The sequence below is a fragment of the Sporolactobacillus caesalpiniae genome (genome assembly GCF_040513385.1).
Lineage (GTDB): Bacteria > Bacillota > Bacilli > Bacillales > Sporolactobacillaceae > Sporolactobacillus.
In genome coordinates this window covers 117,585-138,665 of the sequence record NZ_JBEVCB010000002.1, presented here as the reverse complement: position 1 = coordinate 138,665, position 21,081 = coordinate 117,585, and the positions used below count along the sequence as shown (strand labels likewise).

Sequence of the window (21,081 nt, the reverse complement as noted above, 5' to 3'; positions counted from 1 at the left end):
AAGGAGAACGGAATCATGGGTCTTAAAGGCACATTGAAACGATTCTTTGATCTTGAGGAGACCGTGAACAGCTCAGAAGACCACCTGCCGGCATCGCATGATGAGGGGACCGGCAAACCGGTACAGGATCAGCACAGACTGGAGAAAAGCGGCAGAATTGTCGCCATTAAAAATGTTCATCAGCAAAATAAAGTTGTTCTGGTTGAGCCGAAGCGTTTTGAAGAGGTCGAGGAAATCGTCGGTTATTTGAAAAATAAACAGACGATTATTTGCAGCCTCCAAGGGACAAGCAAGGATCAAGGACAGAGAATTCTTGATTTTATTGGCGGCACATCCTTCGCACTGAATGGGCAGATTCGTAAAATTGGAAAGAACACATTTCTTTTCGCACCGGAACAAGTGGACATATCCGGCATGATCAGCAATTGGCCGGAAGATTAATTACAGAGGTGAAATTATGTATTTGATTGCATTCATCGTATCAGAGGCTATCAATATTTATAAATGGATATTAATAATTTATATTTTGATGTCTTGGGTACCAAGCGTACAGGATTCATCAATCGGCAGGCTCTTTGAACGAGTATGTGAGCCGTTTTTGTCCCCTTTTCGAAAAATCATACCCCCAATTGGCGGCGTGATCGACATATCTCCGATGGTTGCTTTTGTCGTTCTTTGGTTTGCCCAAATTGGTATTCAAAGTATTCTCTTGAGATTTGTCTGAGGCTGGCATATGTCACTCTATGAACATTTCAGACCTGAAGAGCATGCACTGGTCGATCACTTTCTTGATTTGAAAGATCAAGTTGTCGTAAATTATATACCGAAACTGACCGATTTTCTCGATCCCAGGCAGCAGATAATCCTAAAATCACTAATAGGAAATAGCGAGGAAATTCGTCTGTCCTTTTCCGGCGGCTATGCTCAAGCTGAACGGGCGCGCGCGCTGTTACTTCCACCGTATGTTGAAGCGGACGAAGATCCGTTTCAACTCGCTTACCTAGAAGTTCGGTATCCGTCCAAGTTCGGATCCATTGCACATCCCCAACTGCTCGGATCACTTGTCGGTTCTGGCGTGTCAAGAAGCAAAATCGGTGATTTGCTGATCGGCGAGGGACGTGCTCAATTTATTTGTGTGAAAGAGCTTGAGCCTTATTTTATGCTTAATTTAAGTTCCGTAGGGAGAATGAGTGTCTCATGCGAGCCGGTTGACCAGCAAGCTTTAATACATAGTGACGATGAATGGCAAGAGAGTGATGGGACAATTTCCTCAATGAGGCTAGATACGGTTTTGTCAGAAATCTATCATTTGCCAAGAACGAAGGCTTCAGAGGCTATTTCACGCGGGCTTGTAAAAGTAAATTGGGAACTTGTTGAGAAACGCGACTACGAGATACATGAAGGCGATTGTCTTTCTCTTCGCGGATATGGCCGCAGTAAAATAATATCGAACGGCGGCTTGACAAAAAAGAACAAAATCCGTATACAATATGGTAAACTTAACTAAACGAATTGTTTGTAAAATGACTTGGAGGTGACCGGGATGCCATTGACACCCTTGGATATTCATAATAAATCGTTCTCACGAGGATTTCGTGGGTATGATGAAGATGAAGTGAATGATTTTCTTGACCAGGTGATCAAGGACTATGAAGCGCTTATTCGCGAGAAAAAGGATCTTGAACAAAAGAACAAGAATTCAGATGAAAAGCTTAATCACTTCTCTAATATTGAGACAACACTGAACAAGAGTATTCTTGTCGCTCAGGAAACAGCTGAGGAAGTGAAGCAGAACGCGAATAAAGAAGCTAAGCTGATTGTAATGGAAGCAAAGAAGAACGCTGACCGCATTATCAATGAAGCGCTTGAGAAATCACGCAAGGTAACCTTGAATATTGAAGAATTGAAAAAAGAAGCCAATGTATACCGGACACGCTTCCAGATGCTGATTGAAGCGCAATTGGAATTGTTAAAGAGTGATGATTGGAAAAGCATGTCTGTGGGCGATGAAGACGCAGATAGTGAACATAACGATGGAATGATTCGTACGCAAGCTTGACGCGGAGACTCTTATTGCATATACTGTGCATACATAAGATGCTTGCGCCTAACGTACAGACATTTAAAATGAAATCATATTTTTAAATACTATGAGAGGGAAAGTACTCGCCGCAAGGTCGCGCAGCGAGCCGGGATACGGTGCGAGCCCGGTGCGGACGGCGGTAAGGAAAATCACCCTTGAGTTTGGTTCCGAACGACTCCTGCATGACAGGAGTTAAGTAAGAACCAACGTTGATTCGCGTTAAGAAAATCATGAGTGGCAGATTTGCTCTGCTATTAGGGTGGTACCGCGGTCCTTCCGTCCCTTTGGGATAGAAGGACCTTTTTATATAGGTCAGAAAAGAAATAAAACAGAAAGATGATGGAGGCGTTTTTCAATGGATTACAAGAAGACACTACTGATGCCGAAAACAGATTTTAAAATGCGCGGCGGTCTTCCAACGAAAGAACCACGTATGCAAGAACAATGGGATCAGGAGCATATTTATGAACAGTCATTAAAGGTCAACGAGGGGAAACCGACATTTATCCTTCACGATGGCCCACCGTATGCTAATGGAAACATCCATATTGGACATGCGGAAAACAAGGTATTAAAAGATATGATTACTCGCTTTAAGTCGATGACCGGCTATAAAGCTTATTATGTACCGGGTTGGGATACACACGGACTCCCAATTGAACAGCAGCTCGCAAAGCAAGGGATCGATCGAAAAAAAATGTCGGTTGCCGATCTTCGTGAAAAATGTAAAGAATACGCGCTCGGACAAGTAGAACATCAGAAGAAACAATTTAAAAGACTGGGCGTTCGTGGGGATTGGGATCATCCGTATCTGACCTTGCACAAAGAGTACGAGGCTGAACAAATTGAAGTTTTTGGTGAAATGGCAAAGAAAGGTTATATCTATAAAGACAAAAAGACGGTTTATTGGTCGCCTTCCTCTGAATCTGCACTTGCTGAAGCGGAAATCGAATATAAAGATGTTAAGTCGTATTCCATTTTCGTTTCTTTCCATGTGACAGACGGAAAAGGGGTATTGAATTCGGATGAAGAGGTCATCATCTGGACGACGACGCCATGGACGATGCCGGCGAACCTTGCGATTGCTGTCAATCCGAAATTTGACTATAGTGTTGTTCAAGTGGCGGGTCACAAATTTGTTGTAGCTGCCGATTTGGTTGAATCCTTGACAAAAACATTCGAATGGGAAAATCCACAGGTACTGCGCAATGTGAACGGTAAAGACCTAGAACATGTCGTTTGCCGCCATCCATTCTATGATCGTGCGTCCGTGATGATTCTTGGAGACCATGTCACCTTGGATGCCGGTACAGGATGCGTCCATACTGCCCCGGGCTTTGGTGCCGATGACTTTTATGTAGGTAAAAAATACGGCCTCGATATCCTTTGTCCAGTGGACGACCGCGGCTGCATGACCGACGAAGCACCAGGCTTTGAAGGTATGTTTTATGAAAAGGCTAATGAACCGGTAATCGAGAAATTGAAAGAGGTCGGTGCATTACTTAAAGTCGGCACGTTTACTCACTCGTATCCGCATGATTGGCGTACGAAAAAACCGGTGATTTGGAGAGCGACAAAACAATGGTTTGCGTCGATCAAAGCTTATCGGGACGATATCTTAAAAGCAATTCATGAAGTGCGTTGGGTTCCATCATGGGGCGATGTCCGCATGACGAATATGATCAAGGATCGTGAAGACTGGTGTATCTCGCGTCAACGTGCATGGGGTGTTCCGATTCCGGTATTCTATGGCGAAGACGGTGAACCGATCATCACGGATGCAACGATTCAGCATGTAGCGGATCTGTTCCGCGAACACGGCTCGAACATCTGGTTCCAATGGGATGCCCAAGACTTGCTGCCTGAGGGCTTTACTTCGGAGCATAGCCCGAACGGTACTTTTAAGAAGGAAACCGATATCATGGATGTTTGGTTCGACTCTGGTTCATCCCACCAAGGCGTATTGACCACGCGTGAAGGGTTACGCCGCCCGGCGGATATGTATCTTGAAGGATCGGATCAATATCGTGGATGGTTTAATTCGTCACTAGCCACATCTGTTGCCGTAACGGGTCACGCGCCTTACAAACAAGTATTGAGTCATGGCTTTACTCTTGATGGAAAAGGTTTGAAAATGAGCAAATCCGTAGGAAACGTCATTGATCCGATGAAGGTCATGCAGCAGTATGGTGCGGATATTATCCGTTTATGGGTGGCTTCAGTTGACTATCAAGCCGATGCCAGAGTATCTAATGAAATTCTCGGACAGGTCGCCGAAGTATATCGCAAGATCCGCAATACGGTACGCTTTATGCTCGGAAATCTTAACGACTTTACTGTCGATAAGATTGTTCCTACAGAAGATATGCCGGAACTTGAGCGTTATATGCTTGTGAAGCTCAACGGCTTCATCGACACATGCCTGAAAAATTATGAAGAATTCCAGTTCTTGAACGTTTACAAAGCGTTACAGAATTATTGCTCGCTCGATTTGAGTGCTTTCTATATGGACATCGCGAAAGATGCACTCTACGTTCAACCGAAGGATTCGCTGATTCGCCGTTCCGCGCAAACCGTTCTGTATAAGACGGTAGTTGCGTTAACCAAAATTTTGTCGCCAATTGTCCCGCATACAACTGAAGAAATTTGGCAGCATATTCCGGGTACGGATAAGATCGCATCTTATGTCCAGTTAACAGATATGCCGAAACTCGAGAAAATTGCTGATTCCGATGCACTGGAACAGAAATGGTCATCACTGATCGCGGTTCGTGACGATGTACTAAAGTCACTCGAAAAAGCGCGTGATGCGAAGCTGATTGGTAAATCACTTGAAGCGGCCGTAACGCTCTATGTTAAACCGGAAACAGCTTTCTTAAAGGATGCGACTGATCTCGACAAATTGCTGATTGTATCTCAAGTTACGGTTGTAGAAGACGGTGAGGTTCCGGAAGCGGCAGATCAGTACGCGCGGTTGGCCGTTTCGGTTAAGCCTGCTAAGGGTGAAAAATGTGAACGCTGCTGGTCGATTCTGCCAAGTGTTGGTGAAGACAAGGAACACCCGACACTGTGCGCGCACTGTGCAGAAACCGTGCGTCATGATTATGCGGGCGCAGCGCTTGACTGAGTTCACAATTCACCAAGAAAATGATTCCCATATTGCGTAAATATTACGCAGTCTAAAAATCCCCCTTTATCCCACACTAATAAATGTGCGCGGGAGCAATAAGGGGGATTTTTATATAGATGTGGGGTTATCGGAAAATCAAAAAGAGGCTGCTCAGCCGCAAACTTGACCTCGAACAAAAGCTGAAAAGCGATATGGAAACAGCTGCGGAGCTTGGTTCTGTATCTGATATCGCATCTGGGGAATTGTCGTCATATGATAATCACCCGGCTGAATCAGCGACACAGTTGTATGATCGGGAAAAAGACTTAGCTTTTCACAAGTTGGAACAAAATGAACTCGAAGAAATTAATCACGCCTTAGAAAAAATGAGAGATGGCAGTTACGGGTATGATGAGAAAACCGGCGAGAAAATACCCCGCGCGCGCTTAAATGCTTTGCCGACGGCACGAACTGTGGTGTGTCAATCAGAGACAGTGCATCACCACAAATTGCGTCCTGTTGAAGAATCAGTCATCATCGATTTGGAGGAACAAGGTGCTACGGATTTTGAAAGTAACGGTTTTAATGAGCAAAACGCTTTCGATCTTGTTTCGCAGTATAATGATCAGGAAGGTATCTATGAGGATGCGCCGTATAGTGATGACGAAGAAAGCATTGGCTTTGTGGAGGAGTACGAGTCCTTTGCTGCCACAGATATTGGTGGATTCTCGGGTGATGACGAGATTCACGTGTTGAAAAATCATCACTATGATCATTGGTCGGCAAAGAATGAAGATGACTACTTAGATCCCATAGAACGTTAATTCACTTTGTGCAGCGGGTATAAACGAACCCGCTGCATACATATTTTTTTTAGAAAATTTATGCTAGAATTTAAAAAGATAAAACATGATCGGGTTGATTCGAGAAACAATAGCTTTGTTTCCATGCGTCACTCGGAAATCAACGTGTGTTGGAGGAATTTATTAATGATTTACTATGCACTGGCAGTTCTGCTATTAATTAGTGACCAATGCTCCAAATGGATGGTCGTACATAATATGGAATTGGGACAAAGCATTCCGATTATCCCCGGCATTTTTTATTTTACCTCAGTCCGAAATAGTGGAGCCGCCTGGAGTATGCTGGAAGGACAATTTATTTTCTTTTTCATTATTACCGTTGTCGTCCTAGCGGTTGTTGTTTATTACATGCAGAAATTAGGGAGAAAGCAGCCGCTCCTTGGCACATCATTGGGCTTTATTATTGGCGGGACATTGGGGAATTTTGCGGATCGGCTGATACGTGGAGAAGTCGTCGATTTCATTCATGTCTACATCATCAATTATAGTTTTCCGGTGTTTAACATTGCTGATTCATCACTTTTTATCGGTGTTGTTCTTCTTGTTATTTATTTGTTTCTTGATGGAAAGAAGGAACAATAATGCCGACTATTGTTCGAACGATTGAAATGATGGATGACGGAAAACGAATTGATCGTTGGGTAAGCGATGAGATTTCGAAAGAATCAAGAAGCAGACTTCAGCAATTAATTAAGAGTGGGAACATCTTGGTTAATGGATTAAGTGTCAAAACAAGCTACCGAATGAAAACAGGTGATGAGGTATGCGTTCATATGCCGGAAGCGGAACCGCTTGATGTTACTCCTGAAAATATCCCTTTAGACATTGTCTATGAAGATTCGTCAGTCATTGTGGTTAACAAACCTAGAGGGATGGTTGTTCACCCGGCTCCGGGACATATGAGCGGCACTCTGGTCAATGCGTTGCTTGGGCATTGTCATGATTTATCGGGTATCAATGGTGTGATGCGTCCCGGTATTGTGCATCGAATTGATAAGGAAACGTCCGGACTTTTGATGGTGGCGAAAACCGATGAGGCGCATCATTCGCTTGCTGCGCAGCTGAAGGATAAGACAACGAAACGATTATATCTTGCCATTGTTCACGGCAGTCTTCCTCACGATGAAGGTACGATTAATGCACCGATTGGGCGTGCGGACAAGGATCGAAAGAAAATGGCCGTGACGGACAAGAACAGCAAACAGGCGGTTACCCATTTTAAGGTGCTGGAACGTTTCTCAAAGTTTACTTATGTGGCTTGCCGTTTGGAAACCGGACGAACGCATCAAATTCGCGTCCATATGGCTTTCATTGGCCATCCACTTGCCGGCGATCCGAAATATGGTCCGCGTAAGACGCTGCCAATTGAAGGGCAGGCGCTTCATGCGGCTGAACTTGGATTCGTGCATCCTGTGACTAAGAAATTTATGCTTTTTCGCGCTCCTCTGCCGATTGACATGGAACGCCTTCTTGAAGGACTGCGTGAAAATCACTATCAATAATATAGCGAAAAGATTTCCGGAAAAATGGTGTCAATCGTCTGTTTGCAATTGACAAAACAGACTCTGTTTGGCTATACTTACTATAGCTTAAAAATGAACCAAATGAATTCCTTTTAAATTTAGTCCCGAGAGACTAAGAAGGGTGATGATTGTCAATGACTATTGACAACACTGCGGTCTCTTGCTCGAAACGGCAAGACTTTTTTTATGCCGTCAGCAAGAAATCATTAATAAATGATCAAACAATTGGCCGCAGCCAAACGGCGGGTGAAGAGCTTTTGGAAGAAAAAGAAATATTGGATGAAAAAGCGATCGGACGAGCGCTGACACGACTTGCACATGAAGTGATTGAGCGTAACGAGGGTGTGGATTCGGTTGTATTGGTCGGCATTAAGACACGAGGCATTTATCTGGCAAAACGGCTTGCCGATCGTATCAAATCAATCGAAAACAAGGATGTTGCAGTAGGGGAATTGGACATCACTCTTTACCGAGACGACTTAAAACAAAAAACAGAGGAACCGGAATTGATTGGGAGTATCCTCCCAATGTCGATCGAATCGAAAACGGTGATTTTGGTTGATGATGTACTTTACACCGGACGTACAATCCGCGCGGCGATGGATGCATTGATGGATGTTGGCCGCCCGCAGCGTATTCAACTAGCGGTACTGATTGATCGCGGGCATCGTGAATTGCCAATTCGTCCCGATTACATTGGAAAAAATGTTCCAACTTCTAAAGAAGAACAAATTGCTGTTCAACTAATCGAGGTTGATGGCATGGACACAGTGACTATTCGAGCGACAAGTTAATAATTGGAAACTAACGTATAACACCTTTTAAAGGCAGTCCAGTGAGACTGATAAAGAGTGATTTAGTGCAGTGCGGTTTTTTACACAACCTCTTTGTCGGAATTCTGGCGAAGAGGTTTTTTAAGTGCAGAAAAAAGTTATTAAAAACATGCAAAAGCGGCGCGATTAAGGCGCACATTAACGATTAGAGGAGGATTTTCGATGGCCAATCTGCTTAGCTTGAATGATCTATCGGTAACAGAAATTAATACGATTCTTGATCGCGCGGAACAAATACATGAAATGAACGAAGAAGGCTGGTTTGCTCCGAATCATACCTTGGTCGCAAATTTGTTCTATGAACCGAGTACCCGGACACGCTTCAGCTTTGAGACGGCTGAGAAGAGACTCGGCTATCAAGTGCTTAATTTCAGCAGTAAGACATCGAGCGCGCTGAAAGGCGAGTCCCTTTATGACACGGTACGAACAATGGAATCGCTCGGTGCGAAAGCGGTGGTCATTCGTCATCAGGATGTCGGTTACTATCGGTCACTTGAAGGTGTCGGCGTTTCCGTAATTAATGCCGGTGATGGAGCGGGGGATCATCCGACTCAAGCGCTGCTTGATCTCCTGACGCTCCGTCAGGAATTTATGATGCTCCGCGGATTAACCGTCGCAATCATCGGTGATTTACGCTACAGCAGAGTGGCAAAATCAGATGCAGAAATTCTAAATCGTTTGGGCTGCCGCGTACTGCTTTCCGGGCCGAAAGAATGGCAGAATACGTCGCTTCCCGGAACTTATGTGACCGTTGACGAAGCAATTGAAGCGGCAGATGCGGTGATCATGCTCCGGATTCAGCATGAGCGTCATGAACAGGCGATGAACATGACAAAGGAAGCGTATCATGAGCGTTACGGATTGACTCATGAACGCGCGCTTAGGATGAAACCGGAAAGCATCATCATGCATCCCGGTCCAATCAACCGCGGTGTCGAGCTTGATGACGAGCTCGTTGAATGCGGTCGTTCTAGGTATTTCAAGCAAATTAAGAATGGTGTCTACGCGCGCATGGCCGCACTGGAGTGGGCGCTCAGGGCAACACCGATTCATTCGGCTGACGAACGGATCGCAGAAAAATTGTAAGAGAAACAAATGAGATCGCTCATTTGACATTAGAAAACTTGGCTTTGCCAAGCCTCCGGCGAAGGTAAAGACTTAGTTGCACTTACACTAAATTCCTCTAAATCTTTATAGTTTATTATTTGTGTAGAAGGAGTGGCAATCAATTGAAAAGACAGCTTGTATTGGAAAACGGAGCGGCATTCGTTGGAGAAGGATTTGGCAGCAGCTCTGAGATGAAAGGTGAGGTCGTCTTCAACACCGGGATGACCGGTTACCAGGAACTCATTACCGACCCATCTTACTGCGGACAAATTGTGACCATGACCTATCCGCTTATTGGCAATTATGGAATTAACCGTTCAGATAACGAATCCGCACGTCCAAGTATCTCCGGATTGATTGTAAAAGAAGTCGCCAAAGTGCCTTCGCATTGGCAAAAAGAAAAAACGCTAAGTGAATGGCTCGACGACTATGATGTCCCGGGAATTGAAGGAATCGATACACGGAAACTGACCAAAATTATTCGTGAATATGGTACGTTGCGCGGCAAGATTGTGCCTGTTGACGCGGATCCTGCAGTTGTAGCAGAGGAATTAAAAAAATGGCCGTTGCCAACCGACCAGATCAGTCGTGTCTCGACGAAATCTGCTTATGTCACCCCAGGCTCAGGACCGCGCGTGGTTTTAGTCGACTTTGGCGCGAAACAAGGTATCCTTCGCGAATGCATCAAACGAAATTTTGATGTTGTTATCGTTCCCTACCAAACATCAGCCGAAGATATTTTAAAACTTCATCCGGATGGTGTTTTGCTTAGTAACGGCCCTGGGGACCCTAAAGAAGTACCTGAAGCAGTTGAAACAGTTCGTGAATTGCTTGGCAAAGTCCCGGTATTCGGTATTTGCCTTGGTCATCAGCTGTTCGCACTTGCAGCAGGTGCAAACACGGTTAAAATGCGCTTCGGCCACCGCGGCGTCAACCATCCGGTGAAAAACCTGCGTTCTGGAAAATTTGTCATTACATCACAAAATCACGGCTTTACAGTGGAAAAAGAATCACTTAACGGTACAGACTTGGAAGTCACCCATGTAGCGATTAACGATGGAACAATCGAGGGCTTGCGCCACACCAAGTATCCTGCGTTCAGTGTTCAATACCACCCGGAAGCCTCTCCGGGACCTGATGACAGCCAGGATCTATTCGATGAATTTCTCAGCATGATGGAAACCAACAAGAAAGAGGGTGCAGAGCTTGCCTAAGCGTACAGATATAAAGAAAATATTAGTTATCGGTTCAGGACCGATTATTATTGGACAGGCTGCGGAATTTGACTATTCCGGTACGCAAGCCTGTCAATCATTGCGCGAAGAAGGCTATGAAGTCGTTCTCGTCAATTCAAATCCGGCAACAATCATGACCGACACCGACATTGCAGATCGCGTCTATATTGAACCGCTGACCGTAGAATTTGTCAGCAAGATTCTTCGTAAGGAGCATCCAGATGGACTACTCGCCACCTTAGGCGGGCAAACCGGCTTGAATCTCGCCGTTCAACTGCATCAATCGGGGATATTGGATGAATTAAAGGTTCAGTTCCTCGGAACGAATCTTGATACGATTGAGAAAGCAGAAGACCGTGAGAAATTTCGTAACTTGATGATTGAGCTTGATGAACCGGTTCCACCGAGTGAAATCGTCACGAGCTTAGAAGAAGCACGCGCTTTTGTAAACAAAGTCGGCTTGCCGGTTATTATCCGTCCTGCCTTTACATTAGGAGGAACAGGCGGCGGTATTGCCTCGACAGATGAAGAGCTGGATACAATCGCAGAAAATGGCTTGAAGCTGAGCCCGGTTACACAGGTACTTATTGAAAAGAGTATCGCCGGATTCAAAGAAATCGAATTTGAAGTGATGCGCGACGCGAATGATGGTGCCATCTCCGTCTGCCATATGGAAAATATTGATCCGGTCGGCATTCATACCGGCGACTCAATTGTAACGGCCCCTTGCCAGACCTTGAGCGACCGAGATCTGCAGCATCTCAGAAGCGTGTCGTTAAAGATTGTGCGCGCACTGAAAATCGAAGGCGGCTGCAATGTGCAGCTTGCTCAAGATCCGCACAGCGACCGCTATTATATTATTGAAGTTAATCCGCGTGTCAGCCGTTCTTCGGCACTCGCTTCAAAAGCGACCGGTTATCCGATTGCCAAGGTAGCAGCGAAAATAGCGGTCGGCTATCATCTTGATGAAATTAAGAATGCGGTCACCGGGACCACTTACGCAAGCTTCGAACCGACTTTAGATTACGTCGTAACGAAAATACCGCGCTGGCCATTTGATAAATTTGACGATGCGAAACGGACGCTCGGCACACAAATGAAAGCCACCGGCGAAGTTTTGGCGATGGGTCGTAATTTTGAAGAATCGATACTTAAGGCAGTACGCTCGCTTGAGAATGGTACCTTGCATCTTGAGCTTAAAGAAACTGATGAAATGAGCATGGAAGATCTGTTCAATATTATTAAGAAGAAAGATGATCGACGGTTATTCCTGATTGCCGAAACATTGAGACGCGGTGCCGACATTGAAGAAATTTGGGCTTGCACACAGATCGACCGTTTCTTCTTGAATAAAATCGCCAATATCGTCGCGATTGAAAAAGAGCTTGAAGCAGCACCTCAAAACGAAAAAGCACTACTTAATGCCAAAAAGCACGGTTTTTCCGACTGGAAAATTGCACAATGCTGGAAAACAACTGACAAGGCGGTTTCCGAATGGCGCAAAGAACTCGGCATTCGTCCAGTATACAAGATGGTGGATACATGTGCCGGAGAATTCACTTCTGAAACGCCATATTATTACAGCAGTTATGAGGAAGAAAACGAGTCGGTTGTGTCTGAACGCGAGAGTGTTATTGTGCTCGGCTCCGGACCAATTCGTATCGGTCAAGGTGTCGAATTCGATTATGCGACGGTTCATGCCGTATGGGCGATTAAGCAGCAAGGCTACGAAGCGATCATGATCAATAACAATCCGGAAACTGTGTCTACAGATTTCAGCATCTCGGATAAGTTGTATGTCGAACCTCTGACGCTTGAGGACGTCATGCATGTCATTGATTTGGAAAAGCCGAAGGGTGTTGTCGTTCAATTTGGCGGGCAAACCGCGATTAATCTGGCTTCCGGACTCGAAGCAAATGGTGTGAAAATTCTCGGAACGACACTGGATGCCATGGATCAAGCGGAAGACCGTGACCGCTTCGAACAGCTGCTGCTTAAACTTAACGTTGATCATCCAGCTGGAGCCACAGCGTTCTCAACGAAAGAAGCGGTGAAAATCGCAAATAAACTCGGCTATCCGGTGCTTGTACGACCTTCTTATGTGCTTGGCGGGCGTGCTATGGAAATTGTCTATAATGAAACCTCACTCAAGCATTATATGGATCATGCGGTTCTGATTAATCCGGACCATCCGGTACTTGTTGACCGTTACCTGATCGGAACAGAGATTGAACTTGATGCGCTTTCAGATGGTGAAAACGTGTATATCCCAGGCATCATGGAACATATTGAACGAGCAGGCGTCCATTCAGGAGACTCGATTGCGGTCTATCCGGCGCAGACCTTAACCGCCGAAGTGAAACAAGAGGTTGTCGACACGGCGATTAAAATTGCTCGAGGGCTCAAGGTTGTCGGTATGATGAATATTCAATTTATCATTCATAATAATCATGTGTATGTTATTGAAGTAAATCCTAGAGCAAGTCGTACTGTTCCATTTTTGAGCAAAATCACAGGCGTGCCGATGGCAAAAGTTGCAACAAAACTCATTCTTGGAGAACATCTAGAAAAGCTTGGGTATCATACAGGCATACATCCTGAGCCGAAACGAGGCGTGTTTGTCAAAGTTCCGGTCTTTTCGTTCGCTAAGCTGCGCCGTGTCGATGTCACATTAGGACCGGAAATGAAATCGACCGGAGAAGTTATGGGACAGGATGTCACTCTCGAAAAAGCGCTCTACAAAGGGCTGCTTGCCAGCGGAATGACAATTCCGGCGCATGGTTCTGTGCTCTTCACGATTGCTGATAAAGATAAGGAAGAGGCTCTGGCACTCGTTAAGCGGTTCTATGATATTGGCTACAACATATTGGCTACTGAAGGCACGGCTGCAATGATTGCAGAACGTAAGATTCCGGTCACAACCGTTAACAAAATCGGAGGAGAATCACCGAATCTTCTCGATGTGATCCGCCACGGCGGTGCGCAATTTGTTGTCAACACATTGACAAGAGGCCAGCGTCCCGCTCGAGATGGATTCCGAATTCGACGTGAATCGGTTGAGAACGGCGTTGTTTGTCTCACATCGCTCGACACGACCGAAGCGCTTCTTACTGTTCTTGAATCACTTGCTTTTCAAACCGAATGCATGCCACAGATGGACGATCGTTCGGCGACCCTGGAAGCGAGCGGCAATAAAGCAGGTGTCGTTCAATGATGCAGGAAGACATGCGGGTACTCGCGCATGAAGAAATCGCCGATCAAATTTTTAAGTTGAAGCTGGAAGGCGAGATGGTTCAGACAATTACTGAACCCGGACAATTTGTCCATATAAGGGTAGGCGGAGGATCGCAATCCATTGCGCCGCTTTTGCGGCGACCGATAAGCATCAGTTCGGCTGATCCATCGACAAAAACGATGACGCTGATTTATCGAAGCGGCGGTTTAGGAACCAGTCTGTTGTCTGAGACCAAGATTGGTGAAAAAATTGATGTGCTTGGACCGCTCGGCCACGGTTTTCCTGTCGACGCGACGCCTTTAAAAGGCAAAGCGTTAGTTATCGGCGGCGGCGTGGGTGTGCCTCCACTTTACGGCCTTTCGCAGGCATTGATTGAACGAGGAGTACACGTTACACATGTACTTGGATTCCGCTCCGCGAAGGATGTCTTCTACCAAGCGGAATTTGAAAAATTGGGACGAACAATTGTGATGACCGAGGATGGCACAAGCGGGCAGCAGGGCAGAGTCACCGATGTACTTGATTCAGTCGATTTTGATGCCGCTTATGCATGCGGACCGATCCCGATGTTAAGAGCGCTTGAACATGCGATTACTGAAAAACCGCTCTTTGTCTCATTGGAACAGCGTATGGGCTGCGGCATCGGCGCATGCATGGCATGTGTCACACACACTACTGATCCCAATGACGCAAAAGGCTATCGACGCGTTTGCTGCGATGGACCTGTATTCAAAGCGAGGGAGGTTGAGTTATGCTAGACGTTCATCTGCCCGGTCTGAAATTAAAGAATCCGGTTATACCGGCCTCCGGATGCTTCGCTTTTGGCGCGGAATACAGTAATTTATATGACCTAAAGGTACTTGGCGCGGTAACGATTAAAGCTGCGACTTTGGCACCTAGATATGGAAATCCGACACCGCGTGTTGCTGAGACACCCGGGGGGATGCTGAACGCGATCGGCTTGCAGAATCCCGGGGTTGACGAAATCATTAGAAAAGAATTACCTCGATTTGAGGAAAATAGAGTTCCAGTCATTGCGAATATTGCAGGCAGTGAGATGGATGATTACGTCTTGACAGCAGAAAAAATGTCGCAGCAATCCGCTGTGAATGCACTGGAACTGAACATTTCCTGCCCGAATGTGAAGCACGGCGGGATTGCGTTCGGAACGGTTCCGGAAGTTGCCGCAGAACTGACAGCCAAGGTGAAGGCTGTTTCGGAAAAGCCTGTTTATGTAAAATTGTCCCCGAATGTTACTGATATTGTCGCTATGGCGAAGGCAGTTGAAGAGGCAGGGGCAGACGGGCTGTCGATGATCAATACGCTGCTTGGCATGCGCATCGATTTGAGAACGCAAAAACCGGTTTTGTCTAACCTTACCGGTGGGTTAAGCGGTCCGGCGATCAAGCCGGTTGCCATTCGCATGATCTACGAAGTCAGCCAAAAAGTATCGATTCCAATCATCGGCATGGGCGGTATTCAGAATGCCGATGATGTCATTGAATTCTTCCTAGCGGGAGCGAACGCCGTTGCAGTAGGGACAGCGAATTTCGTCGATCCTTTTGTCTGCCCGAAAATTATTACAGAGCTTCCCGAGAAACTGAACGCAATGGGAGTTTCTGATATCAATGAACTCGTTGGAAGGAGCTGGAAGAAATGAATGAAGAAAAACAGGTGATCGTCGCATTGGATGTGGCATCGAATGATGAGATGCTGCAAATGCTTAAGAAGATCCATCGTCCCGGCTGCTATGTAAAGGTAGGCATGGAACTTTATCTTCAAAATGGCGCGGATATCGTTCGTATACTCAAGTCAGAAGGCTATTCAGTTTTTCTGGATTTGAAACTGCATGACATCCCTCATACGGTTTATCGGGCGATGAAGGGGCTCGCTCGTCTTGGAGCGGACATGATTAATGTCCATGCCGCAGGAGGCGCCGAAATGATGCGCGCAGCTGCTGAAGGACTCGGTGAAGGCGCACAATCAGGCCGTCCGATCTGCCTTGCAGTCACACAGTTGACGAGCACCGATCAGACAATGCTTGAAAATGAGTTGTTAATTAAACGACCGATTGATGAGGTCATCACTCAGTATGCTTCGCTTGCCTATTCTTCCGGAATGGATGGTGTTGTCTGCTCGGCTTGGGAAGCACAAAAGATAAAGAGTCAAACTTCTCCCGAGTTCCTCGCGGTGACACCGGGAATTCGATTGACTGATGATGACGCTGGTGATCAAAAGCGCGTCGCTTCTCCTGCACAAGCGCGCAAGCTTGGAAGCGACTTTATCGTTGTCGGCAGAAGCATCACAGCTGCTGCTGATCCGGAACAAGCTTATGAACGGGTACTTAACGATTGGAGGAATCAAACATGGAAAACAACAAACTAATTGCAGAAGATCTTTTGAAAATAAACGCCGTCGTCTTGAGCCCGGACGATCCATTTACATGGGCATCCGGTATTAAATCCCCGGTTTACTGCGACAATCGATTAACACTTGCCTATCCGGATGTTCGTAAGGATGTTATTAACGCTTTCGTCGCGTTAATTGAAAAAAATCATCCGGGTGCAGAAGTCATTGCCGGAACGGCAACCGCAGGTATCCCCCATGCAGCATTGATCGCGGAACGAATGGGACTTCCAATGGCTTATATTCGTTCATCAGCTAAATCACATGGCCGTAAGAAACAAATCGAAGGCATTATTAATCCGGGACAGAAAGTCGTTGTCATTGATGATCTGATTTCAACCGGCGGAAGTGTATTAACCGCTGTTCATGCGGTTGAAGCAGCAGGCGCTGATGTACTTGGCGTTGCAGCTATTTTTACATATCAATTACCGCAAGCAACACTTAATTTTAAAAAAGAGAACGTGCTACTGAATACGCTCACCGATTTTGATACGCTCATTCATCTGGCGGAAGAGCAGGGCAAGATCAGCGGTACCCAGCTTGAACAGCTTAAACTTTGGTACGCAGATCCGACTTCAGATGACTGGCGCGCGCAAAAAAAATAAAATAAGTGGCTGAAACATAATCATTTAGGAAAAGGTGTCTCTAAAGTCTAGTTTTGACTTTGAGACACCTTTTTTACAAGGAAAGAAAATTTAGGTTGTGCCTTGCTGGTATGATGATCAGTCATATAAGGTGCTGATTCCCGTTCGTACTGTACGGTTGGGCGATCAGGTAAGCGCCCAATCTGAGAAATAGACGGAAAAATTCCGCTTAATTAGAAAATGAACGAAAAAATAGCTTAAATAGACGGAGAAATTCCGCTTATCGAATCGAAAAACGTGAAAATGGAGAGTTTTTCCGTGCATAATGGGAAAAATTCCGCTTATTTGCCCGTGAAACAAGCGCCATGATGTGAATAACCGGAAAATCTCCGCTTATTTATTTACATAGATGAATGCTCAAGGACGATGGGGACGCAATTGTTTAGAAAAAGGCAAGAACCATCAAAAAACAAAATTAACTTGTATCATAATAATTGCGAGGAGGTGAGATTGGTGACACATAGCAAAGAAATTCAAACAGCATTAGAGTACATTGAAATGAATCTATGCGAAGAACTGACTTTAGATGAAATTTCTAAAGTAGTAGGATTTTCTAAATTCTATTTTCATCGGACTTTTCAAAGAGAAGTCGGAATTTCACTTTATGATTACATTAGGAAGCGAAGACTCGCAAGGGCTGCTTCTACTTTGCTAAATACAAATACATCGATACTGGATATTGCCCTAATCCATCATTTTGAATCTCAGGAATCTTTTACGCGAGCTTTCAAAAGTATTTATCAATTGCCACCAGGTAGATACCGGTCGGCTGTTAAGGATCTAATTACAGGAGGCATCATTGTGACTAAGCAAAACGAAATAAAAGACTGGATTATTACAGGAACTGCACCAGAGAAATATCAAGTCAATATGGATACTAATATTTACAACATGGGTTCAAAGTCAGCAACGATTCGCTCGCTTACGGACGAATTCTCCGATGGTGAATATGGCACTATCATGCAGCAAATAAGTGCAAAAAATTTCATTGGTAAACGAATGCTTTTTCCGGTTTTGTAAAATCTTGAGATGTGGAAGGCTGGCGTGGGTTGTGGTTTAGGATAGACAATGCGCTGGGAGGCACATTAAAGCTGGATAACATGCAGAGTAGGTCAATCACAGGAACTACTGAATGGAATAACTACTCTTGTGTATTGGATATACCTGAAAACGGAGCTATTATTAATATTGGTATCTTGTTGTATGGAAAAGGACAAACGTGGCTTGATAATGTCAGCTTTCAAGAGGTTGACAACAATACGCCGACAATTGAATTTGTTCCTGAAGAAGTTTTTCCTGATCATCTATTAAATCCATTATTTGAAGAAGTTTGATCTATGGCGTCATTATTATGATCAATCAAGACATTCGTAATCCTTAACCTCCTTTCCAAAGTAGAGAAGGGAGCCACCTATACTGACGGATGTATCCGACCCCTCACTTCTATAATCGCTTTAAGTTAATCATACCAATTATCTGCATGCATCTTTTTAATATATCACCCTTCTGGAATTTCACTGCAAGGGTGTTTCTTTGCGCCAAATTTTAATTGGCACCTAAGTTTCCATTTAGTATACTGGATGATTTCGGCTTGATTGATTCTCCTACTGCTGTTAGTCACAAGCAAGCTGCTTTCTTTAGGGCTCACCCCGCATAAACTATGTGAAGTTTCCAGTGAAGAAATGATTTACAATAGAGGGAAAGTATTGAATAGACGCAACAACAAAAACAGCAAGAGTCACAAAAGCATCGAATTGGCTTATATCAAGCCAAGGATAACAATTGAGTGGATGGAAAAAGGGGTGAACGTGGTATGACTATTTAACTGGCAAATGTACATAGCTCATGGCGTTCTTTATGATGATCAGTATGAACGGTCGGAAGAATAATTAACTTTGTTCTAAAGTTGATGAGTAGGACAAACGTACAAACAATTCATGGCTCAACTCAAGAGGCCTAATGGAAAGGATTTTTTTATGAAAAATTACTTTGAAACGAAGAATATTAGAGTGATCGGTCTATTTTCTGTTGCGATTGCCTTGTTCTATTTAATTGTCATTTTAACTGAGGGATTTTATCGTTATACAATCATTGAATATCTGGCCACTTTGATTAATCTCATTATGTTCACGCTGATTTTTTTGTTCATTACAAGGAAAATAATCATTCGCGGGATCAGTCAGATGCTGTTTTTCTTGGCCTTTCAACTGTACGCGTGGATTGCTTTTTTTCTGTTGCTAGGCATTGATTTACATCAGCTATGGTACGGATTAGTTGATCGTCATTTCGAGCGAAATCTGCTGTTCATGATTAATGTGATTCCTTTTCGAACGCTTGTGACGCAATTCTCCTCTTTTCCAACAGCAACTTATGCAATACATCAAATCGTAGGAAATATTATCGTTCTGGCTCCACTCAGCTTTTTTCTGCTCTATTTTAATCGTGTTAAGATGCGGCGCGCATTTCTCGTCATCTTCCTCTATTCTTTGTCTATCGAAATCCTGCAATTTTTATCTGATGTTCTCTTTTTTCAGGTTCGAGCAATGGATATTGATGATGTCATTCTTAATACTTCCGGAGCCGCTTTAGGACTTTTAGGTTATGTGTTCTACCTTGGATTAGCCGCACTTGGCCGTCGGTTGGTACAGAAGGCGGCGCCAATTCGAAGAAATAAAGCTCATTGATTCATGCCGCGATTGAATAAAAAATGAATTGGAGTCGGGATACATGGACAAAACTCATCATGCTTCGCCACGGATAAGAAGCGCACTACATCAATTGATTGATCACGCTTTTGTTTCCGATGAGATGAAAAAAGTGAAGGGTAAGTTAATTAATCAAAAATCGTTGTGAGACTTTGGCACAGGCGAAGCAATATATCCAGTATGAAGGCAAAGGAGTGAGGTAGTCATGTTGGTGTATCTCTTTTTCATCACGTTGCTGTTAATATCTTTTTCTGTCCTGCCGCTATTTAAAGAAAATAAATTTTTGAAATATGGATATTTATTTCTGTTATTATCCCTTAATTTTTTGGTGACGTATAACAACAATCGTTATAACATCCATATCCCGGATCAATGGATGTATTTAATGATTTTAGCCGTCTTCTCACCGGTATTATACAAGCTGATATTAAAGAAGATTAAGGAATGATCTTCCCTGTATCGTTACTTGATTGAAAAAGGTATGTGGATTATGTCGCTACCAAATACATAGGATGAACGCCCCCGAACGGGATTGTGCGTGACCCCGCACGAAAAAATGCGGGCTTCTCCATAAAGTATGCGGTTTTTTCAGTGAAGAAATGATTTACAATAAAGGAAAAGTAGATGGTCGGGGTTAATGGTAAAGTACGTAAAGCGATGTGTCGTGTATTTTTTGGTTGGTTGTTTATATGCCCTGTTTCGGTTATTTTGCAGAGAACGGATAAAACTCCAATTCTCGAGAACATGCAGCGTCAAAAACGCATAGGACCCCAAAAATCATCCGCTTGCTTTATATCAATTCGATGACATAGATTGAGCGAATGGAAAAAGGAGTGAATGCGGAATGAAACACTGGCTGATTTACGTGACAGCGGTTATGCCCTGGATTATTACGGGCTTTTTACTTTGTTTTTTGGCACTCATTGTTGCTGCTTGCATGAAACATTCGCAAAAATGAAGAATCGTTGGATTCAGCAGCTCAATAGTTTACATAGAAAAGGTGGCAGAGCTGTGTCAAAGAAGAAAAGCGCGTGGTATTTGAGACGGAGACCACTTTTATTTTTCTGTTTTATCACGCCGCCTATCGGCTATATGCTTGTCGTTTTTAATCTGGATCGCTTTGAGAATGAAGATCGAATAGGCTATTTAACGTTGGCGACGGTCTCGGCATCTTTATGGGTACTGAAATTTTTGCCTAGAACCGTCGGTATTTATGTATGGAGCGCAATTTTGGCGGCCATTCTTGCAGGAGAAGCGATCCACTTCCTAAATAGGCGCAAACATAAATAAAAAGGTGTGTTGTTTATTTTGCTTTTGATGTTTTCTTCCGCTTCTTCA

Annotated in this window: 21 protein-coding genes and 1 other annotated feature; all 21 genes read left to right on the top strand. The window is 44.4% G+C overall.

Annotated elements, in window-relative coordinates:
* The first annotated feature begins 15 nt into the window (after window positions 1-15).
* The 21 genes from ABWW58_RS04135 to ABWW58_RS04035 all read left to right on the top strand — a co-directional run bounded on the left by ABWW58_RS04135 (window position 16) and on the right by ABWW58_RS04035 (window position 21,033).
* Window positions 16-441, top strand: coding sequence for a cell division protein SepF (locus ABWW58_RS04135; protein ID WP_353867966.1), 426 nt, complete (start codon window positions 16-18; stop codon window positions 439-441).
* Window positions 442-457: 16 nt separating this feature from the next.
* Window positions 458-724, top strand: a complete 267-nt coding sequence (locus ABWW58_RS04130; RefSeq protein WP_093671779.1) for a YggT family protein — start codon at window positions 458-460, stop codon at window positions 722-724.
* Window positions 725-733: 9 nt separating this feature from the next.
* Window positions 734-1,507 (top strand): YlmH family RNA-binding protein, encoded by a 774-nt coding sequence (locus ABWW58_RS04125; protein ID WP_353867965.1) that lies wholly within the window; start codon window positions 734-736, stop codon window positions 1,505-1,507.
* A gap of 36 nt (window positions 1,508-1,543) precedes the next feature.
* Window positions 1,544-2,059, top strand: a complete 516-nt coding sequence (locus ABWW58_RS04120) for a DivIVA domain-containing protein (protein ID WP_353867964.1) — start codon at window positions 1,544-1,546, stop codon at window positions 2,057-2,059.
* An 82-nt stretch (window positions 2,060-2,141) separates the two neighbouring features.
* Window positions 2,142-2,370, top strand: a binding site (T-box leader).
* Window positions 2,371-2,438: 68 nt separating this feature from the next.
* Window positions 2,439-5,210 carry an isoleucine--tRNA ligase gene (gene ileS / locus ABWW58_RS04115; RefSeq protein WP_353867963.1) on the top strand — a complete coding sequence of 924 codons (2,772 nt, stop codon included), beginning with the start codon at window positions 2,439-2,441 and terminating at the stop codon, window positions 5,208-5,210.
* A 119-nt stretch (window positions 5,211-5,329) separates the two neighbouring features.
* The gene (locus ABWW58_RS04110; protein ID WP_353867962.1) at window positions 5,330-6,016 is read left to right on the top strand and encodes a TraR/DksA C4-type zinc finger protein; all 687 of its coding nucleotides are present in this window, start codon (window positions 5,330-5,332) and stop codon (window positions 6,014-6,016) included.
* 165 nt (window positions 6,017-6,181) lie between these two features.
* Window positions 6,182-6,637 carry a signal peptidase II gene (gene lspA / locus ABWW58_RS04105; protein ID WP_353867961.1) on the top strand — a complete coding sequence of 152 codons (456 nt, stop codon included), beginning with the start codon at window positions 6,182-6,184 and terminating at the stop codon, window positions 6,635-6,637.
* Window positions 6,637-7,557, top strand: coding sequence for an RluA family pseudouridine synthase (locus ABWW58_RS04100; protein ID WP_353867960.1), 921 nt, complete (start codon window positions 6,637-6,639; stop codon window positions 7,555-7,557). The genes lspA and ABWW58_RS04100 overlap by 1 nt, the downstream gene beginning before the upstream one ends.
* Before the next feature lie 278 nt (window positions 7,558-7,835).
* Complete coding sequence (gene pyrR, locus ABWW58_RS04095) at window positions 7,836-8,372, top strand: bifunctional pyr operon transcriptional regulator/uracil phosphoribosyltransferase PyrR (RefSeq protein ID WP_353868298.1); 537 nt, start codon at window positions 7,836-7,838, stop codon at window positions 8,370-8,372.
* 201 nt (window positions 8,373-8,573) lie between these two features.
* Window positions 8,574-9,497: an aspartate carbamoyltransferase catalytic subunit gene (locus tag ABWW58_RS04090; RefSeq protein WP_353867959.1), complete on the top strand. Its 924-nt coding sequence runs from the start codon at window positions 8,574-8,576 to the stop codon at window positions 9,495-9,497.
* Window positions 9,498-9,640: 143 nt separating this feature from the next.
* The gene (locus tag ABWW58_RS04085; RefSeq protein WP_353867958.1) at window positions 9,641-10,732 is read left to right on the top strand and encodes a carbamoyl phosphate synthase small subunit; all 1,092 of its coding nucleotides are present in this window, start codon (window positions 9,641-9,643) and stop codon (window positions 10,730-10,732) included.
* Entirely contained in the window at window positions 10,725-13,967 is a 3,243-nt protein-coding gene (gene carB / locus ABWW58_RS04080) for a carbamoyl-phosphate synthase large subunit (protein ID WP_353867957.1), read from the top strand. Before ABWW58_RS04085 ends, carB begins: the two co-directional genes overlap by 8 nt.
* Complete coding sequence (locus ABWW58_RS04075) at window positions 13,964-14,746, top strand: dihydroorotate dehydrogenase electron transfer subunit (RefSeq protein WP_353867956.1); 783 nt, start codon at window positions 13,964-13,966, stop codon at window positions 14,744-14,746. Before carB ends, ABWW58_RS04075 begins: the two co-directional genes overlap by 4 nt.
* The gene (locus tag ABWW58_RS04070) at window positions 14,740-15,648 is read left to right on the top strand and encodes a dihydroorotate dehydrogenase (RefSeq protein WP_353867955.1); all 909 of its coding nucleotides are present in this window, start codon (window positions 14,740-14,742) and stop codon (window positions 15,646-15,648) included. Before ABWW58_RS04075 ends, ABWW58_RS04070 begins: the two co-directional genes overlap by 7 nt.
* On the top strand, window positions 15,645-16,373 hold the full coding sequence (gene pyrF / locus ABWW58_RS04065; protein ID WP_353867954.1) for an orotidine-5'-phosphate decarboxylase: 729 nt from the start codon (window positions 15,645-15,647) through the stop codon (window positions 16,371-16,373). Before ABWW58_RS04070 ends, pyrF begins: the two co-directional genes overlap by 4 nt.
* The gene (pyrE, locus tag ABWW58_RS04060) at window positions 16,355-16,999 is read left to right on the top strand and encodes an orotate phosphoribosyltransferase (RefSeq protein WP_353867953.1); all 645 of its coding nucleotides are present in this window, start codon (window positions 16,355-16,357) and stop codon (window positions 16,997-16,999) included. The genes pyrF and pyrE overlap by 19 nt, the downstream gene beginning before the upstream one ends.
* A 492-nt stretch (window positions 17,000-17,491) precedes the next feature.
* Window positions 17,492-18,058, top strand: coding sequence for a helix-turn-helix transcriptional regulator (locus tag ABWW58_RS04055; RefSeq protein WP_353867952.1), 567 nt, complete (start codon window positions 17,492-17,494; stop codon window positions 18,056-18,058).
* An 80-nt stretch (window positions 18,059-18,138) separates the two neighbouring features.
* Window positions 18,139-18,372 carry a hypothetical protein gene (locus ABWW58_RS04050; protein WP_353867951.1) on the top strand — a complete coding sequence of 78 codons (234 nt, stop codon included), beginning with the start codon at window positions 18,139-18,141 and terminating at the stop codon, window positions 18,370-18,372.
* 642 nt (window positions 18,373-19,014) lie between these two features.
* Complete coding sequence (locus tag ABWW58_RS04045) at window positions 19,015-19,722, top strand: VanZ family protein (RefSeq protein WP_353867950.1); 708 nt, start codon at window positions 19,015-19,017, stop codon at window positions 19,720-19,722.
* 43 nt (window positions 19,723-19,765) lie between these two features.
* Complete coding sequence (locus ABWW58_RS04040) at window positions 19,766-19,891, top strand: hypothetical protein (protein ID WP_353867949.1); 126 nt, start codon at window positions 19,766-19,768, stop codon at window positions 19,889-19,891.
* Between the two features lie 863 nt (window positions 19,892-20,754).
* Entirely contained in the window at window positions 20,755-21,033 is a 279-nt protein-coding gene (locus tag ABWW58_RS04035; protein ID WP_353867948.1) for a hypothetical protein, read from the top strand.
* The last annotated feature ends 48 nt before the right edge of the window (window positions 21,034-21,081 follow it).